This is a genomic window from Sphingobacterium sp. UBA7038, assembly GCF_002494055.1.
GTDB lineage: Bacteria > Bacteroidota > Bacteroidia > Sphingobacteriales > Sphingobacteriaceae > Sphingobacterium > Sphingobacterium multivorum.
In genome coordinates, this window is sequence record NZ_DLAV01000029.1 from 18,963 (window position 1) to 35,614 (window position 16,652).

15 protein-coding genes are annotated in these 16,652 nt (G+C 38.0%); 11 read left to right on the top strand and 4 right to left on the bottom strand.

Annotation, left to right across the window (positions count from 1 at the left end; genetic code table 11):
• Positions 1-42: 42 nt before the first annotated feature.
• Entirely contained in the window at positions 43-1,632 is a 1,590-nt protein-coding gene (locus B3H30_RS18725; RefSeq protein WP_286834768.1) for a peptide MFS transporter, read from the top strand.
• A 76-nt stretch (positions 1,633-1,708) separates the two neighbouring features.
• Here the strand turns inward: B3H30_RS18725 and B3H30_RS18730 are convergent, their stop codons facing one another.
• The gene (locus tag B3H30_RS18730) at positions 1,709-3,001 is read right to left on the bottom strand and encodes a hemolysin family protein (protein ID WP_286834769.1); all 1,293 of its coding nucleotides are present in this window, start codon (positions 2,999-3,001) and stop codon (positions 1,709-1,711) included.
• A gap of 145 nt (positions 3,002-3,146) precedes the next feature.
• Entirely contained in the window at positions 3,147-4,493 is a 1,347-nt protein-coding gene (locus B3H30_RS18735; RefSeq protein WP_046671778.1) for a Gfo/Idh/MocA family protein, read from the bottom strand.
• Between the two features lie 230 nt (positions 4,494-4,723).
• On the opposite strand from B3H30_RS18735, the gene B3H30_RS18740 reads away from it, so the two are divergent.
• Positions 4,724-5,830 (top strand): phosphotransferase enzyme family protein, encoded by a 1,107-nt coding sequence (locus B3H30_RS18740; RefSeq protein ID WP_046671777.1) that lies wholly within the window; start codon positions 4,724-4,726, stop codon positions 5,828-5,830.
• 78 nt (positions 5,831-5,908) lie between these two features.
• Positions 5,909-6,553 (top strand): carbohydrate-binding family 9-like protein, encoded by a 645-nt coding sequence (locus B3H30_RS18745; protein WP_286753184.1) that lies wholly within the window; start codon positions 5,909-5,911, stop codon positions 6,551-6,553.
• A gap of 24 nt (positions 6,554-6,577) precedes the next feature.
• Here the strand turns inward: B3H30_RS18745 and B3H30_RS18750 are convergent, their stop codons facing one another.
• A complete protein-coding gene (locus B3H30_RS18750) occupies positions 6,578-6,916 on the bottom strand; it encodes a DUF2853 family protein (protein ID WP_046671775.1) in 339 nt (112 codons plus the stop codon).
• 228 nt (positions 6,917-7,144) lie between these two features.
• On the opposite strand from B3H30_RS18750, the gene B3H30_RS18755 reads away from it, so the two are divergent.
• From B3H30_RS18755 to B3H30_RS18790, 8 genes are all read left to right on the top strand, one after another.
• Entirely contained in the window at positions 7,145-7,393 is a 249-nt protein-coding gene (locus B3H30_RS18755) for a type B 50S ribosomal protein L31 (protein WP_046671774.1), read from the top strand.
• Between the two features lie 78 nt (positions 7,394-7,471).
• The gene (locus B3H30_RS18760) at positions 7,472-8,638 is read left to right on the top strand and encodes a putative sugar nucleotidyl transferase (RefSeq protein ID WP_286834770.1); all 1,167 of its coding nucleotides are present in this window, start codon (positions 7,472-7,474) and stop codon (positions 8,636-8,638) included.
• An 11-nt stretch (positions 8,639-8,649) separates the two neighbouring features.
• On the top strand, positions 8,650-9,417 hold the full coding sequence (tpiA, locus tag B3H30_RS18765) for a triose-phosphate isomerase (protein ID WP_070566100.1): 768 nt from the start codon (positions 8,650-8,652) through the stop codon (positions 9,415-9,417).
• Positions 9,418-9,426: 9 nt separating this feature from the next.
• Positions 9,427-10,266 (top strand): 50S ribosomal protein L11 methyltransferase, encoded by an 840-nt coding sequence (gene prmA, locus B3H30_RS18770; protein WP_112375594.1) that lies wholly within the window; start codon positions 9,427-9,429, stop codon positions 10,264-10,266.
• Positions 10,267-10,273: 7 nt separating this feature from the next.
• A complete protein-coding gene (locus B3H30_RS18775) occupies positions 10,274-11,644 on the top strand; it encodes a Mur ligase domain-containing protein (protein WP_070566097.1) in 1,371 nt (456 codons plus the stop codon).
• 66 nt (positions 11,645-11,710) lie between these two features.
• Positions 11,711-12,040, top strand: coding sequence for a helix-turn-helix domain-containing protein (locus B3H30_RS18780; RefSeq protein WP_070566095.1), 330 nt, complete (start codon positions 11,711-11,713; stop codon positions 12,038-12,040).
• Positions 12,041-12,177: 137 nt separating this feature from the next.
• The gene (locus tag B3H30_RS18785; protein WP_112375595.1) at positions 12,178-13,950 is read left to right on the top strand and encodes a peptide MFS transporter; all 1,773 of its coding nucleotides are present in this window, start codon (positions 12,178-12,180) and stop codon (positions 13,948-13,950) included.
• Between the two features lie 54 nt (positions 13,951-14,004).
• Entirely contained in the window at positions 14,005-15,534 is a 1,530-nt protein-coding gene (locus B3H30_RS18790) for a peptide MFS transporter (RefSeq protein WP_070566091.1), read from the top strand.
• 72 nt (positions 15,535-15,606) lie between these two features.
• Here the strand turns inward: B3H30_RS18790 and B3H30_RS18795 are convergent, their stop codons facing one another.
• Positions 15,607-16,599, bottom strand: coding sequence for an acyl-ACP desaturase (locus B3H30_RS18795; RefSeq protein WP_286834771.1), 993 nt, complete (start codon positions 16,597-16,599; stop codon positions 15,607-15,609).
• Positions 16,600-16,652: the final 53 nt, after the last annotated feature.

The following is a 16,652-nucleotide window of genomic DNA, read 5'->3' on the forward strand; positions in this document are numbered from 1 at the left end:
ATAAAAACAAAACCTGAGTTATAAAACAATTATTGAAATTATATGAATCAAGAAAAAGATCAAGTTCTTGTAGCGCATCTTGCTAAGCAGGGGATCGATGACAAGATGGTAAATGGAAATCCTGCCGGATTATTTGTGCTATTCTTTACAGAGATGTGGGAGCGGTTTAGCTACTACGGTATGCGGGCATTGTTGACCTTATTTTTAATAAGTTCCATTGCTGATGGAGGATGGGAATGGAGTAATGAACGGGCCATGAAACTTTACGGTTTGTATACTGGTTTCGTCTATTTGACACCATTGATCGGTGGAATGATAGCGGATAAGCTAACCGGTTTTAAAAAGGCAATTTTGATCGGTGCTTTGGTCATGACCTTGGGGCATTTGTCTATGGCATTTGAGGGCGTAAATTCAAATTTCTTTTATTTAGGTCTTGTCTTAATGATCCTAGGAAACGGGATGTTTAAACCTAATATTTCTTCCATGGTGGGAAATCTCTACCCAGATCAAAGTCCTAAAAAGGACGCTGGTTATACCATATTTTATATGGGAATCAATGCCGGATCATTTTTAGGAATGCTATTATGTGGTTACATTGGTGAGAAGATCGGTTGGCATTATGGATTCGGACTTGCTGGAGTGTTTATGTTCTTTGGTATGTTGCAATTCTATTTTGGACAAAAGATATTTGGTATCATCGGAGATTCTCCTAAAGCACTTCGGGCTTACCATGAAAAAAAGATCAAGAATCACGAAGAAGAGGAAGAGGTCATTCCAGCACATGTTGTCCGAGATAGATTGATCGTCGTCACCATATTCATGTTGGCTAGTGTAGTTTTCTTTCTGTCTTTTGAACAGGCAGGAGGATCGATGTCAATCTTTGCCAAGGACTATACGCAAAGGGTTCTGTCTGGAAGTTCGGCGGTGACGTTTAAATGGATTGATACTATTTTGACCATTGTGCCTATTGTTATAGTCACAATTGTTTTAACAGCATTGGCTAGAAAGATATATAAACAATATCCATTAACGATTTTATTTACTGGTATTTCGTTTGGTATAATTTGGTGTTTGGGACTTTGGAAAGTCTTTAGAGAAATAGGAATAACTGGATCAGAAGTCGGCGCTTCATGGTTTCAGATTTTGAATGCATTTTTTATCATTTCACTGGCATCGTCATTTAGTAAATTCTGGGAAAAAATATGGAATCCGTCTGGTCCTGTTAAGTTTGCATTGGGCTTAATATTAGTAGGTATCGGATTTGCAGCATTGGCTTATGGGGCGAGTGAAATTCCCCAAGGTGCCAAGAGAGCCTCTGTCAGTATGATTTGGCTTGTAATCGCCTATTTTTTCCATTCTGCAGGAGAGCTTTGTTTGTCACCTGTTGGTTTGTCTTATGTCAGTAAGCTTTCTCCAAAGAAATTTTTGGGACTTCTTTTCGGTTGTTGGTTCTGTGCTTCGGCTATTGCCAATTTTATCGGTGGATTTTTAGGGTCATACATTGATCGCATTACAGAAGAACATTCGATGTCTTACTTCTTTATGATATTTGCAATAGTTCCGGGAGTTACTGCATTGTTGTTGATCATCTTTAACCCCTTATTGAAAAAAATGATGCACGGCATCAACTAAATTGTTGTAGAAGGTGAGCATATAAAAGCGGTTGGCTGATCAGTATATCGATCAACCAACCGCTTTTTATATTCTTTTATTCCTCCACTTTCAAAAGTAGTTTATCGATGCGGTGGCCATCCATATCAAGCACTTCGAAAACTAGATTTTTAAATCGGACACGTTCGCCTTCTTCGGGCACGTGATCTAATCTTAGGAACACTAGGCCTCCTACAGTAGTTACATTGTTGATCTCATCTTCGTCTTCCTCAGAAAGACCGATTTCAAATTCATCCAAAAGGTCCTCGATCTGATATTGTCCGTCGACAACATAATCGCCGTTTTCCAATTGACGTATTGTCGGTCGGGCACTTAGGTCGCTTTCTGTGATGTTCCCTACCAAATCGCCAACGATATCCCGTAACGTAATAATTCCCTGTGGCGAACCATATTCATCAATGACAACCGCCTGATGTATACTGGAGGTGCGCAGGGTATTCATGATGCTATAAGATGAGCTAAATTCGTTCACAAATTTGATGGGTAACATGAGCGTTCTTAGATCAAATGGTTCGTTTTGGAGGCATTGTCGTAGTAAAGACTTTACATGAACAACACCTTTAATATTGTCGAGTCCACCTTCACAGACCGGGTAGATGGAATGATTGTTGTCCAGTATGATCTTTCTGTTTTCTTCAAAAGAATCTTCCAGATCCAAAAAAACAATGTTTTTGCGGTGAGTCATTAGGTTGACCGCCTTTTTGTCCCCTAAACTCAATAGACGATCGACGATATCGTGCTCAATACCTTCGATGACACCACTGTCGACACCTTCGTCTACTAGCGCCTTAATTTCTTCTTCCGTGACACTATTGCCGCTACTCTTGATATTGAGTATTTTGACAATAAACTCTGTCGACATACTGAGTAGCCATACAAATGGTCGTACGATTTTGCTGAGCAGGTTCATCGGGTAAGCGATTAGCATGGCATACTTCTCCGGAATAGCCATACCGATACGTTTGGGGACTAATTCACCAAGCACCAACGAAAAGTAGGTGATGATAAAGACGACAATGATTACAGCGAGCTGTTCGCTATAGGGGGCTATAATACTGGATTTATTAAATATGCCGACTAGATATGTGGAAATACTACCACCAGAAAAAAAACCGGTTAGAATGCCGATAAGGGTAATGCCTATTTGTACAGTGGATAGAAAGTTGTTGGGCGATTCTTTTAGGTTTAGCGCTATTTTGGCTGCCGCATTGTTTTTATCGCTTTCAGCCTGTAGCCTTGCCTTTCTGCTGGATACGATGGATATTTCTGATGCCGATAGTATTCCGTTTAGAATAATCAGGACTAAAATAATAATTGCTTCGGTAAGCATAATGAGTTGAAAAAGTTGTTTGCTAGTGCTAATTTACGGAAAAGACCAGCTAAAAAGTAGGATTATTATGATTATGTCAAGCATCCATAAAAAAAGCCGTATATCTTTCAATACGGCTTTTATAATAATAAGAATGTTTTTTCAATTACATTCCACTGTCATCTAACATAAAAGTATTTTTCTTGGTTTTCCATTTTCCTTTTGTAAAATCAGGGAATTCCAACGTTTTATTTCCTTTTGCAATAGACTCGGTAGATAATGGGAATACAGCACTCATGGTTACTGAATCATATACGTCAATTGGCGTCTGTACCTTTTGTTTTACTGCCTGAATGAACGCATTGAATACAAACCAGTCCATGCCACCATGACCAGAACCATTTGCTACCGCTTCATATTTTTGCCAGATTGGGTGATCGTATTTCTTTACCCATTCATCTGCAGAATCCCACGTGTGTGGTTTGGATTTACCCTCGATGTGAATACCTTTTGCAACATCCATCCAAATACCATCTGTTCCTTGTACGCGGAAGCCGATAGAGTAAGGTCTTGGCAAGTGTGTATCATGCGTTAATAACATGGTTTCTCCATTTGCACATTGTAACATCGTTTGTGTGATATCACCATTTTTGTAATTGATCTTACCGTTGGGGTGTCCTGGGGAAACTTTATTGACATAGGCTGCCAATCCACGGGCTTTACTTGAGTACGAAGTGATATGGGTGAATCTGTTACCCTTGTTGATATCTGCAAATTGCATAATTGGACCTAAACCGTGGGTAGGATATAGATCACCATCTTGATCGATATTGAACTGTGTACGCCATTGTGCCTCAGAAATCGCTTTCGGGCCATATTCAACGCCATGGCCATAATACGCTTTTCCGTCATTGAATAATACTTCGCGTAAATCGTGTTGATAACCGCCTTCCAGGTGCAACAATTCACCAAATAGTCCTTGTCTGTGCATATTCAATACAGCAAGTACGTCACGACGGAATGCCACATTTTCTAGGGTCATGTAAGGCTTTCCGGTTTCTTCGGATACTTTCACAATATCCCAGTGATCTTGTAGCGTTAGACCTGCTATAACCTCGCAACCTACGTATAGTCCAGCTTTCATTGCGTCAATAGCTTGGTTTTTGTGGAATTGCCAAGGTGTTGCAATAATGACAGCATCTAATTTTTCATTGCTTAACATCTTTTTGTAAGCATCAACGCCACCAGTATATTCTTTTGGAAGTTTGGTGCCTTTTGCGTTGAATTGTTTACGGCATTGTGCTAGAGATTCTTCTTGGGTGTCACAGACAGCCACAATTTCTAAATCATCTCTGTTTAGGGCAATTTGAACGTGATTACGTCCTCTAAGACCCACACCAATAAAACCGATTTTTATCTTGCCATTTGTTTGGGCAAATAATTCTGTACTTGAAAGGACACCGATTCCAGCTGTAGTGATGGCAGTCGATTTTATGAAATTTCTTCTATCCATTGTTTTGAGATATAAGGAGTTTGTATATTAGTTATTTACTTGTTTGAAAACAGTCTTTGAGACTGGGTACTATTAACAAATATATTATTTCATTTGGGATAAATGAAAGTGCAAACGTTTGCTTAATTTTATTAAATTTCATGCAAACGTTTGATTGAAATAAAAATTATCATTTATTAATTCAATTTGTGATATTGCAAGCACATTGATGATTTAAAAAACATAGTTTAATGTCTGATTTTAACCAATTAGTAGTAGAGAGCGCAGCAAAACAATTCACATTAGAAGGAGATATCATTTCAGTGCAACCGTTTGGTTCTGGTCATATCAATGATACCTATCGTGTAGTTACTACTGTAGATAGCGGTATATCGCATTTATTACAACGTATTAATCACCATGTTTTTCCGAACGTGGATGGATTAATGCATAATATTGAGATTGTCACCAAGCATCTTAGCAAAAAAGTTAAAGTCGCTGAAGGAAAAAGAATCAGCGATCATGTATTGACAATTGTTCCTACAAAAGGTGGGGAATTATATATAAAAGATAGTCAGGATAATTATTGGCGCATGTTTATTCTCATAGAGGATACGAAAAGCTATGATATTGTAGAGACTGAAGTCCAAGCAGCCGAAGGTGGCCGTGCTTTTGGGTTGTTTCAAAAACAGCTGTCGGATTTAGATGCTTCGTTGATCGTTGAAGTACTTCCCAACTTTCATAATATAGAGTTTAGACTCGAAAATCTTCGAAAAGCAATCGCTAAAGATGTGTGCCAACGTGTAGCGTCGGTAAAGGACAAATTGGATTTTATCTTTAGTCGTGAAGATCGAATGAAAACCATTCTTGAACTTGGTAACAAGGGGGAACTTCCACTGCGCATTACACATAATGATACCAAGTTTAATAATGTGCTCTTAGATCGCCACGATAAGATGCAATGTGTGATCGATTTGGATACAGTTATGCCAGGCTATGTGGCATACGATTTTGGAGATGCGATTCGGACGATTATTAACCCTGTTGCCGAAGATGAGATGGATGTTTCGAAAATTCTGCTAAATCTTGCCTTATATAAGGCCTATGCCGAAGGTTATTTGGAGGAAGCTAATGACTTCTTGACAACTTTAGAGAAAGAAACATTAGTCGATGGGGCCTTCTTATTGCCCTATATGCAAGGAGTACGTTTCTTAACGGACTATTTGGAAGGAGATCATTACTACAAAACTAAATATGATGACCATAATCTGGTGCGTACAAATACGCAATTGAAATTGGTTGAAGAGATGGAAAAGAATGAAGCATTTATGCGGAAGGTAGTTTTTGATTGCATTTAACAATTTTATACCTTTAATCATATTGAGAAGCTTCCATCGCGTAGATGAAGCTTCTTTTTTCTGTAAAAAAATATTCGAATGAAAAAACTAACCATTTTGCCTATCGCAGCGGAGCTGGCCAATACACTTGATTATCATACTTTGTCGAAGCTCTTGAGCAATTTTGAATCGCATTCGCTGGAGTTTAATAACTGGAGCGAATCTTTCCCGTATAAACCTGAGGTACAATTTAAGATTGGCTATACCCAGGAGTATCTTGTGTTGCAATATGATGTCGTCGAAGAACAACTTCGGGGTAATTATTCCGAAACAAATCAAAATGTATGGGAAGATAGCTGTGTGGAGTTCTTTATTTCTTTTGATGGACGCGAACATTATTATAACCTGGAATTTAATCTAATTGGAACGGGCTTGATCGGTTATGGTCCGGCCGAAAAGGCAAATAGAAATCGATTGGATAGTACAACAATAGAACAGGTGCGTACTTACTCTTTAATTGAGCGTAATGGTTCCGATAAGCGATGGAGTATGATTGAGGTCATTCCACTTGCTGTATTTCAGTTTGACAATGTTGTAGACCTGAAAGGTAAACGGATACATGGGAATTTTTACAAATGTGGTGATCATCTCAAACAACCACATTTTATATCTTGGAATAAAATAGAAAACCCAACTCCTAATTTCCATCTCCCTGAGTTTTTTGGAGAAATGGTCTTTGGTTAGGAGTTGAGTGAAAAAAGGTGATGCTTATTGGTAAACAGATTCTTTTTTGAATTTCTTTGCCAATAAAGCATATACTAATACACGGTATTTATTTTTATTGGATTTGCCAATAGCGGTAATCACTTCCTCTAGTGCCTTGTCTAAATCAGGGCCATCTTTTAGGCCTAATTTTTTGATCAAAAAGTTTTGTTTGACACGGTTAAGTTCTTCGGGATCTGATGCAGCAATGGTTTCCGAGTCTGCATTGTAAATGGAAGGTCCTATTCCTTTTGTTACTTTTGCAATAAATGCTTCATCTAATGATAAGCCTAGCTTTTTTGATTCTGCAACATATGCAGCAATTTTTTCATCTAATTTGCTCATAATTATGTAAGTGATTTAATTGTAGTAAGTTAAGTTAGGTAAAAAAGTCGATAAACAAAATTATTCTTTGGTTAGGATAAAGATTGTTACATTTGTGCCCTTGATAAGTGCTGTTAACTAAAATGTGGAAAATTTCAACTAATTATTCTTCGTAATTGTTGTAAGTTACATTTTTATAAGTTATCTTTGCACCTCAATAATTGAATATACGTAATCATAATAATAATAATGAAAAAAGATTTGCATCCTTCAAATTACAGATTAGTTGTATTTAAAGATATGTCAAATGACTATGCTTTTATTACAAAATCTTGTGTTGATACAAAAGAGACTATTACATGGGAAGACGGAAATGAGTATCCAGTTGTAAAATTAGAGATTTCTCATACATCACACCCTTTCTATACAGGTAAAATGAAATTGGTTGATACTGCTGGTCGTATCGACAAATTCCGTAACCGTTACAACAAAAAATAATTGTAGCAGATCTGTATATTACAATATTAAGAACTCGATAAATATAATTTGTCGGGTTTTTTTTGTTATTTTTAATTTGTGAAAATCTTCTTTACAGATTGCTTTGATTCGATCCAATTGTTGGATAAGCTTAGCACCCCATTAACTACTTTTGATAGAAAGAGTCTTTATCCATTTACTTTCGTGAAATCTTGTTTGGACCTTCGGGTTGGTATACTGACTTTACGGGAGAAATGGGCAAAATTAGCTTTAAAATTTGATGTACACTATGTTGCCAACGATGCGGATAAGGAGGGGCTTATATGGGTGTCTGAGAACGTTATTCCGTCAGTAGCCTTATTACAGCTTCTACAGCGATTGCGTGTCGGAGAGGTCCTTGTACAGGACGGATACGTTTTAGCTTGTTGTTATACACATATAGACTCTTATCGTGTGCAAGAGGTTGATATATCCATTGATCTATTAAAAGGGATAGAAGATCTATTTTTGCTCACAGGGACTGAAATAACACATGATTTCAATCATCTGGTACAAGGTGTTCAGTCGTTCAGTATATCTGGAACAAATCAATTGTTAGGTAATGATCTTTATGTGGCTGATCGTGTTAGCATGGAATGTGCTACGCTCAATACCCTACAAGGTCCCATATATATCGATGAAGATGTTACAATTATGGAGGGCGCGCATTTGCGTGGTCCATTATATCTTGGTAAAGGAGCCGTTGTAAAAATGGGCGCTACGATTTATGGGAATGTTTCGGTAGGGAAGCAGAGTGTTATTGGGGGAGAGATCGGGAATTCGGTCATTGGTGATTTTTCGGCCAAGGGGCATCATGGTTATCTAGGGTGCTCGGTAATAGGAGATTGGTGTAATTTAGGAGCTGGTACCTCTAATTCCAATTTGAAGAATAACTTAAAGACTGTTTCAATTTACGATTATGCATTAGATAGTGTTCGGGATACAGGTCTTTTAAAATGCGGTGCCTTTATTGGAGACTATACTCGCCTTGGCATCAATTCGGCTTTAAATACAGGAACAGTAATTGGAATTGCAAGCATGCTAGCAGATACAAGTTTTTATGCTAAATTTGTACCGTCATTTGCTTGGGTGTTTGACGGAGGTGCTCAGACTTATGAATTTGATAAGTTTATGGCATATCTGGAGACGCTGTATGCATCAAAAGGGGAAGAGCTCACGGAGCAGATTAAAGATAAATTGAATCAACTTAACAAAAAATATAATTAAATCGTAAAATCATGCGTAAAAAAATCGTAGCTGGTAATTGGAAAATGAATTTAGACTATCAATCAGGATTGAGCTTGTTTTCTGAAATTATCAATATGGCCAAAGATGAAGTGATTGGAAACCAGGAATTGGTTGTTTGTAGTCCATTTATTCATTTGTCAAGTCTTGGGCAACTGTCTAAAAATGTCGCGAATGTAAATATTGGTGCTCAGAATATTCACCAAGCGGAGTCGGGTGCTTATACAGGTGAGATTTCGGCTTCACAAGTAAAATCAGTAGGTGCTTCACATGTTATTTTAGGTCACTCTGAAAGACGTGCTTATTTTGGTGAAACTGATGCATTGTTGGCATCTAAAGTGGATATTGCATTAAAGCATGATTTAACCCCAATATTCTGTATTGGAGAAACAAGAGAGGAACGCGAATCTGGAGCTTTCTTTGATGTGATCAAAACACAATTGACAGATGGATTGTTCCACTTGTCTAAAGAAGCTTTTGCAGCTGTGGTGTTGGCATATGAACCAGTTTGGGCAATTGGTACTGGCTTGACAGCTAGCCCTGAGCAAGCACAGGAGGTTCATAAATTTATTCGTGAGGTGTTAGCTGATCAATATGGTCAGGAGATTGCTGATAATACAAGTATTCTATATGGAGGGTCTTGTAATCCAGGTAATGCAAAAGATTTGTTTGCTCAAGCCGACATCGATGGTGGTTTGATTGGAGGTGCTTCTTTAAAATCGAGAGATTTTATTGATATCGCTAAAGTATTTAACGGCTAATTTTTAGAAATGAAATACGTAGAGGTTATCTTTCAAATGCGATCAGGTGAAGAATGGCAGAAGGATTTGTTGATATCTGATTTGGCTGATATTGGCTTTGATACTTTTGAGGATACCGAATCTGGATTTGCAGCTTATATTTCAGCTGCAAATCTTGACTTGCAAGCATTAGAAACACTGATGCTTCAACCTTATGAAGGCCTGGAGGTCGATTATAAGATACAGGAAATAGAAAATCAGAATTGGAATAAATTGTGGGAAAGCAATTTCAACCCAATAGAGGTAGGAGGGCAATGCTATGTGCGTGCAACTTTTCATGAGGCCAAACCTGAGTTTCCCTATGAAATCATTATAGATCCGAAGATGTCTTTTGGCACCGGCCATCATCAAACAACTTCGATGATGCTTCAGTATATTTTGGAGAATGATTTTATGGGCAAGCAGGTTTTGGACATGGGCTGCGGTACAGGGATACTGGCCATTTTAGCATCAAAAAAAGGCGCGAAAGCTGTATTGGCTGTGGATTATGATGAGATATGTGTTGAAAGTGTAATCGAAAATAGGGCACTCAATCATGTTGAGCATATCGAAGCGCTCTGTGGATCTTACGAAGTTTTGGACGGTCGGGTCTTTGATGTGATTTTGGCAAATATTAACCGTAACATTCTTTTAGAACAATTACCTCAGTATGCCTTGAGCATTCGTACAGGGGGTGAGCTGTACCTAAGTGGTTTCTATGAGCAGGAAGATTTAGCAATCTTAAGCGATGCGGCGACCACATTGGGTTTTGAGTTTATCTCCAATAAAGTTTTAAATAATTGGTGTGCAGCCAAGTTTGTGAAGCGATAATTTAGCTATGCGGATTCATTTTATAGCAATAGGTGGTAGTGTGATGCATAACCTTGCTATTTCATTGGCAAAACAAGGGCATCAAGTGACCGGTTCTGACGATCAGATCGTAGAGCCCTCCCGTTCTCATTTGATTGAAGCAGGATTGCTTCCTAATCAATTGGGGTGGTTTGAAGAAAAAGTGACGGAGGATATTGATGCTGTGATCTTGGGCGCTCATGCCCAGGCAGATAATCCTGAATTAAAGCGGGCCCAGGAATTAGGTCTTAAAATTTATTCTTTTCCAGAATTTATACAAGAGCTTTCGCAGGATAAAATCCGGGTGGTTATCGCTGGAAGTTACGGTAAGACAACCATAACGAGCATGGTGATGCATGTTATGCGATTTCTAGGAAAAGAATTTGACTATTTGGTAGGAGCTCAATTAAGAGGCTTTGATAAGTTGGTCGATATTACTAAGCATAATAAGATTATTATTATCGAAGGAGATGAATATGTTTCATCTAAGATTGATCCGAAGTCCAAATTTTTGTATTATAAACCGAATATAGCGTTAATTTCGGGTATTGTATGGAATGAGTTTAACTCGAAAATATCTCAAGAGGAATATATTAAACAATTTGAAGATTTTATTGACTCAATTCCGCCTAAAGGTACCTTAATTTATAATAAGGAAGATGTTGTGTTACAGAAGGTTCTTCAAGATACAAAAGATTGTAAGATCAATAGACATGGCTATAAGATTCCTGATTATACAATTAATAAGGGGGTGACTTACATCAATACACCGGATGGCGACGTTCCATTGCAAGTGTTTGGTAAGCACAACCTATCTAATATTGCTGGGGCGTATACGATCTGCGAATGGTTGGGGATCAAAAAGAAAGAGTTCTTTGAGGCCATAAAAAGTTTTAATACTTCGATTCGTTATTTAGAGTTTGTTGCAAGCTCGGAAGGATCTGTGGTTTATCAGGATTATGCCTGTAATGCGGATAAAGTGAAGTCAAGTATTCACGCCGTGAAAGAGCAATTTCCTAATCAGAAATTGGTTACAATTATCGAATTAAACTCGTATGATAGTTTAGATTCATCGTTTTTGTTACAATATGCAAACTCAATGAAAGAGTCGGATGTCTCTGTGGTCTACGTGAATATAAATTCCTGTAAAGAACTTAATAAAGATATCGAAAGTGTCCCCAATAATATTAAGAATAATTTTAATAACCCTGATTTAGAGGTTGTTGTGAGTTTGGATGGGCTCTATTCATTTTTAGATGGTGTCAAATCAAAAGGTTACAATTTACTTCTTATGAGTTTAAATAATTATAATGGGGTTAATTTGTCTGTGCTCGCTGATCGGTTTTTTAGAGATTTTTAGAGAAAAAATTATAATTTAATGTAAATTAAATTGTAATTTATTATTTTTGTTTAAAATATCTACCAGATGAATGCATTAGGAAAAAAAATCAGATTACTTAGACACCAAAAGGGGTGGAGTCAAGAGGATGTTGCAAAACGATTGGATATCTCAATCCCAGCATTTTCTAAAATTGAAACAGGGATTACAGATGTGAATTTGTCTCGCCTGAATCAAATCTCAAAATTATTCAATTTGACAGTTGTTCAACTTTTATCTACTTCAGATTCTGAAGAAGATAAAGAATATGTAAACGAGGTGAATGCTTTGACGCAAAAATTACAACAACGCGATGGCGAAGTAATTGAATTGCAGAAAAAGGTTATTGATCTTTATGAGCAATTGCACAAAAGATAAGGCATATTAAAAATGTTACCGAAAAGGCAATCCAAATGGGTTGCCTTTTTTTGTTTATGCAACTTTATTTTGGTCAAAAGTGATTTTGTTTTTGTTTCTTTGTAAGTATTTTATCAAAAAATAAAGGTTGATTATTTATGGGGAGATTAAACGGGGATATAACGAATAGCCCGTCGACTGATTTTTTTAAGTCAAATGTATTGGGACAGCGTTCAGGACTCTTTGTCCTTTTCTTTACTGAAATGTGGGAACGTTTTTCGTTCTACGGGATGCGTGTACTCTTAATGCAGTTTTTAACTGCTGCAGTTATTCAAGGTAGTCCTTTCTCGGGATGGTCCTGGACTGCACAACAAGCGGGAGCACTTTATGGAACCTATGCCATGATGCTCTATTTAACTCCTATTCTAGGAGGGATTATAGCGGATAAATATATTGGATCACGGAAAGCTGTGATCATCGGTTCGGCGATTATGACGCTTGGACATGCTGCCATGGCCTTTGATACTTCCATTATGTTTTTTCTGGGTTTGATCTGTTTAGTTATTGGAACAGGTTTTTTCAAACCCAATATGCCTTCTATCTTAGGTGAAATGTATAAAGATCTACCAGAGAAAAAAGATGGAGCTTATACCATATTCTACATGGGGGTCAATGCTGGTGCTTTCTTTGGCATGATGCTATGTGGATATATAGCCGAAACGTATGGTTGGCATTGGGGATTCGGCTTGGCTGGTATCTTTATGCTTTTGGGAACACTGCAGTTTGTTTTCGCAAAACCGCTCATGGGAAATCTTGGTGTATTAACTAAATCTACCTCTGGGGAACATAAAGTTATCGCTGAGGATACCGATACCAGAAATCCATTTACCATACGGGATTATGTATTGATCGCGATAGTTTCTATTATCGGTTTCGTATATGCTTTCAATGACCCTTTGTCTAAGAATGGTATTGTTGATGTGTTTTCTGGTTTGGATACACCGTTTCTTAGAGGTCAATATATTATGGTCATTGTGGCGTTAATTCTCTTCATATATCTTATTGTGACACGGATTTTGCGTTATGATAAGGTTGTAAGGGATCGGATGTTTGCGGTCGTGTTGCTAGCGTTTTTCTTGGTCTTCTTTTTTATGAGCTTTGAGCAGGGGGCAACTTCGTTGGTTCTTGTGGCTAGAGATAATATTGATAGATCACTTACTGGTGCTGCATTGACGACCTTTAATGTGGTAAATGGTTTATTGACGATTGTACCGCTTTCGATTATCTCTTGGGTTCTGATTAAATTGGCAAAAGTAACCTGGAACAAAATTGCCATTTCAAATATCGTATTGTTTATCTGTTTTGGGTTGATCTGGGGAGCAGTAATCTGGATGTTGTACAATGAATTCAATAAAGAAGCATCAGAAATTAAAGTCTCCTGGTTTTCGATCCTAAACTCATTTTTTATCATTGCACTTGCCTCCTCGGTATCCAAAATTTGGGAGTCCAAATATAACCCATCGGCAGCCTTTAAATATGGCTTTGGTTTGATTTTGGTTGCGATAGGATTTTTTATTATCGGGTTGGGATCTATGGGGATAAGCCAAGGGGCTAAAATCTCGATGGTATTTTTGGTGCTGACCTATTTGTTCCATACATTGGGCGAATTATTTATTTCACCGGTAGGTCTTTCTTACGTATCCAAATTGGTGCCGGCTCGCATGCTCGCATTTATGTTTGGAATATGGTATTTGGCGATTGCTATTGCACAGAAGGTTGCAGCGGTATTAGGAGGACAAGTGGAAACAATTCAAGAGGAGCACTCCTTGAGTTATTTCTTCTTCTTATTTACAGCAATTCCTGCCTTAGCAGGCCTGTTAGTAATGCTGTTTAATCCATTGATTAAACGATTGATGCACGGAATTAAATAACAAATATATAAGCTTCTTTTGCGAAAGAAGCTTTTTTGATTAATATAAATTAGTATGGAGGTTAGTACAAGGGAATCGCTAGAAGAGATTCAAAATTTTGACGGGAAGTACCCAAAGCAAATCTGGAGTTTGTTTTTTTCCGAGATGTGGGAAAGATTCTGTTTCTATGGTATGCGCGGGATGTTGGTGTTCTTTATGATCACACAGCTAAACTTTGCTGAAAAGGATGCCAATTTACAGTATGGAGCGACACAAGCATTTGTATATGCGTTTACATTCATAGGAGGGCTGTTTGCAGACAAAATTCTTGGTTTCAGAAAGTCTTTATTCTGGGGTGGCTTATTGATGATCGTAGGAAGCTTATTTCTTGCAGCAGATCCACATAAATATTTCTTTTTTGGTTTATCATTTATCATTATAGGTACGGGTTTCTTTAAACCCAACATATCGACGATGGTAGGCGAGCTGTATAAAAAAGGTGATGTTCGTCGTGATGGCGGCTTTTCCTTGTTTTATGCGGGAATAAATTTAGGCGCATTCTTAGGCGGATATATCTGTGTTGCGATCGGTAAAGGATATATGCTGACGTCAATTATTTCTGAGGGACATCGCTGGAATGTTGCTTTTGGTTTGGCGGCGGTAGGCATGTTGGTTAGTTTAGTGAATTTTCACTTTACCAAAAGGCATTTAGGACCAATTGGACTTCAACCTGGGGATCCTGAGGCCATAGTAAAGACGAAAGCATTACCGAAATGGGTAGAATATGCCGTATATATTGCCACGTTGATTTTTATCCCTATTATTCAGATCATGGTGTCAAAAACGCAGTATACAGACTATTTTATGTACACGATCGGCCCATTGACGCTGTTATATCTTTTTTATGAAATGTCTAAAGTGACTGCTGAAGAGCGGAATAAATTAATTGCGGCGCTGGTGTTTATCCTTTTCTCGATTATTTTTTGGGGTATATATGAGCAAAGTGGCGGTTCCTTAAGCATCTTTGCTGCTAAGCATTTGAATGATTCCTTATTGGGCGTTATGACGCTCGATCCAAATGGCGTTAACAATTCAGGTGGAGCATTATTTATTATTGCATTAGCACCTCTTTTTGGTCTTTTTTGGATTTGGCTGGGCAAACGTAAACTTGAGCCAAATACCATTATTAAGTTTGGTCTTGGCTTTGTTTTCTTGGGATTAGGTTATTATGTCCTATTTGCTACGCGTTTATTTGCTCACGATGGTATGACCTCATTGGATGTCTTTACTCTTGCACTGCTTGTGATTACCGTTGGGGAGCTTTGTCTATCACCAATTGGTCTTTCCATTATGACGAAATTGTCTCCAGCAAGATTACAAGGTATCATGATGGGTATGTGGTTTTTGGCAAGTGCTTACGGTCAATACGTAGCAGGCTTGATTGGTGCTAGTATGGCTGAAGCTAAGGAAGGAAGTTCATTGGCGGATAAACTGGTGACTTATACGGAGAGTTATAAACAATTGGGCTTATATTCTTTGATTGCTGGTGTGGTGCTTATAGCCTTATCTCCTGTTGTACGTAAATTGATGGGGAATGTAAAGTAAAGTGCGCAACTTTGAAACATTAAAGTTATTAATATAAAAAAAGCTTGATTATTAAATCAAGCTTTTTTTATATTAATAAATCCATTTGAATTTATAATCTTTTTCTGGAACCTTCATCCGATCAGCCAGTCTAGCCAAACGATCTGGTAGTTTTAGTAGATAATCTCTCGCTTTCTCACCTTTATCATTCAGGCCAGTAACTTGATCTATTTTCCATTCACTGTTCAGCTCTTTCAAGATATCCACGTAGTCCAAAGCAGTATATACTCCCAATCGTTGGGCTGCGTCCGAGAAATGTGCAAATGCCTCTCCTTGGGGTTCACCGGCTTCTCTTAAGAACTGGGCCGGCATAACGATTTTTTTACGCATCATATCCTCAAATGCAATCATGACTTCACTCGGGTCTACGGTGATTGCTTTTGAAATAAAAGACATATAAGCTTTAGCATGACGTGCCTCATCAGATGCGATGACCCCACACATTTTTGCCAAAAGTTTATCGCCGCTTTTTTTGGAAAGCCCAGATACACGACGATGGGAAACGTTGGTCGCTAATTCCTGAAATGAAGTATAAATAAAATTCCGGTAAGGGTCTGCACCAGTACCAATATCAAAACCGTCTTGAATAAGATATTGTGTAGACATTTCAAATTGGCGCATGTCTATTCTACCCGACAAATAAAGGTATTTGTTCAATAGGTCACCGTGACGGTTTTCTTCAGCCGTCCAAGCGCGTACCCATTTCATCCATCCACCTTGCTCGTTTTTGTCAACGTCTTCTACCATGGTCAACCACGATTCGTACGTTGGAAGGGCCTCTTCGGTGATGGTGTCTCCAACCAATACTGCGACCAAATCATAAGAGAGCTCTTTTGCATTTTCCTGCAACTCTTTTACTTCCTCAAAAAAAGTGTCCCTAGAAGAATCTGGAAGAAAATCGGCAGGTTGCCACATCTCTTCAACAGGCTTCAGGTATTCGCTCATCTCATTGAGCATGAACGGTTCCAAATAGGTCATCACTTCTTTACGTGAGCCTTCTGGTAAATTTAGAGGTAATTCTTGCATATCATTACAAAGGTAACTAAATAGCATCAATAAATTATAAAAGCTAACTATAA

Excerpts from the sequence above, each read along its gene's own strand:
- B3H30_RS18725 (WP_286834768.1), top strand. The coding sequence starts at position 43 with ATGAATCAAGAAAAAGATCAAGTTCTTGTAGCGCATCTTGCTAAGCAG.
- B3H30_RS18730 (WP_286834769.1), bottom strand. The coding sequence starts at position 3,001 with ATGCTTACCGAAGCAATTATTATTTTAGTCCTGATTATTCTAAACGGA.
- B3H30_RS18735 (WP_046671778.1), bottom strand. The coding sequence starts at position 4,493 with ATGGATAGAAGAAATTTCATAAAATCGACTGCCATCACTACAGCTGGA.
- B3H30_RS18740 (WP_046671777.1), top strand. The coding sequence starts at position 4,724 with ATGTCTGATTTTAACCAATTAGTAGTAGAGAGCGCAGCAAAACAATTC.
- B3H30_RS18745 (WP_286753184.1), top strand. The coding sequence starts at position 5,909 with ATGAAAAAACTAACCATTTTGCCTATCGCAGCGGAGCTGGCCAATACA.
- B3H30_RS18750 (WP_046671775.1), bottom strand. The coding sequence starts at position 6,916 with ATGAGCAAATTAGATGAAAAAATTGCTGCATATGTTGCAGAATCAAAA.
- B3H30_RS18755 (WP_046671774.1), top strand. The coding sequence starts at position 7,145 with ATGAAAAAAGATTTGCATCCTTCAAATTACAGATTAGTTGTATTTAAA.
- tpiA (WP_070566100.1), top strand. The coding sequence starts at position 8,650 with ATGCGTAAAAAAATCGTAGCTGGTAATTGGAAAATGAATTTAGACTAT.
- prmA (WP_112375594.1), top strand. The coding sequence starts at position 9,427 with ATGAAATACGTAGAGGTTATCTTTCAAATGCGATCAGGTGAAGAATGG.
- B3H30_RS18775 (WP_070566097.1), top strand. The coding sequence starts at position 10,274 with ATGCGGATTCATTTTATAGCAATAGGTGGTAGTGTGATGCATAACCTT.
- B3H30_RS18780 (WP_070566095.1), top strand. The coding sequence starts at position 11,711 with ATGAATGCATTAGGAAAAAAAATCAGATTACTTAGACACCAAAAGGGG.
- B3H30_RS18785 (WP_112375595.1), top strand. The coding sequence starts at position 12,178 with ATGGGGAGATTAAACGGGGATATAACGAATAGCCCGTCGACTGATTTT.
- B3H30_RS18790 (WP_070566091.1), top strand. The coding sequence starts at position 14,005 with ATGGAGGTTAGTACAAGGGAATCGCTAGAAGAGATTCAAAATTTTGAC.
- B3H30_RS18795 (WP_286834771.1), bottom strand. The coding sequence starts at position 16,599 with ATGCAAGAATTACCTCTAAATTTACCAGAAGGCTCACGTAAAGAAGTG.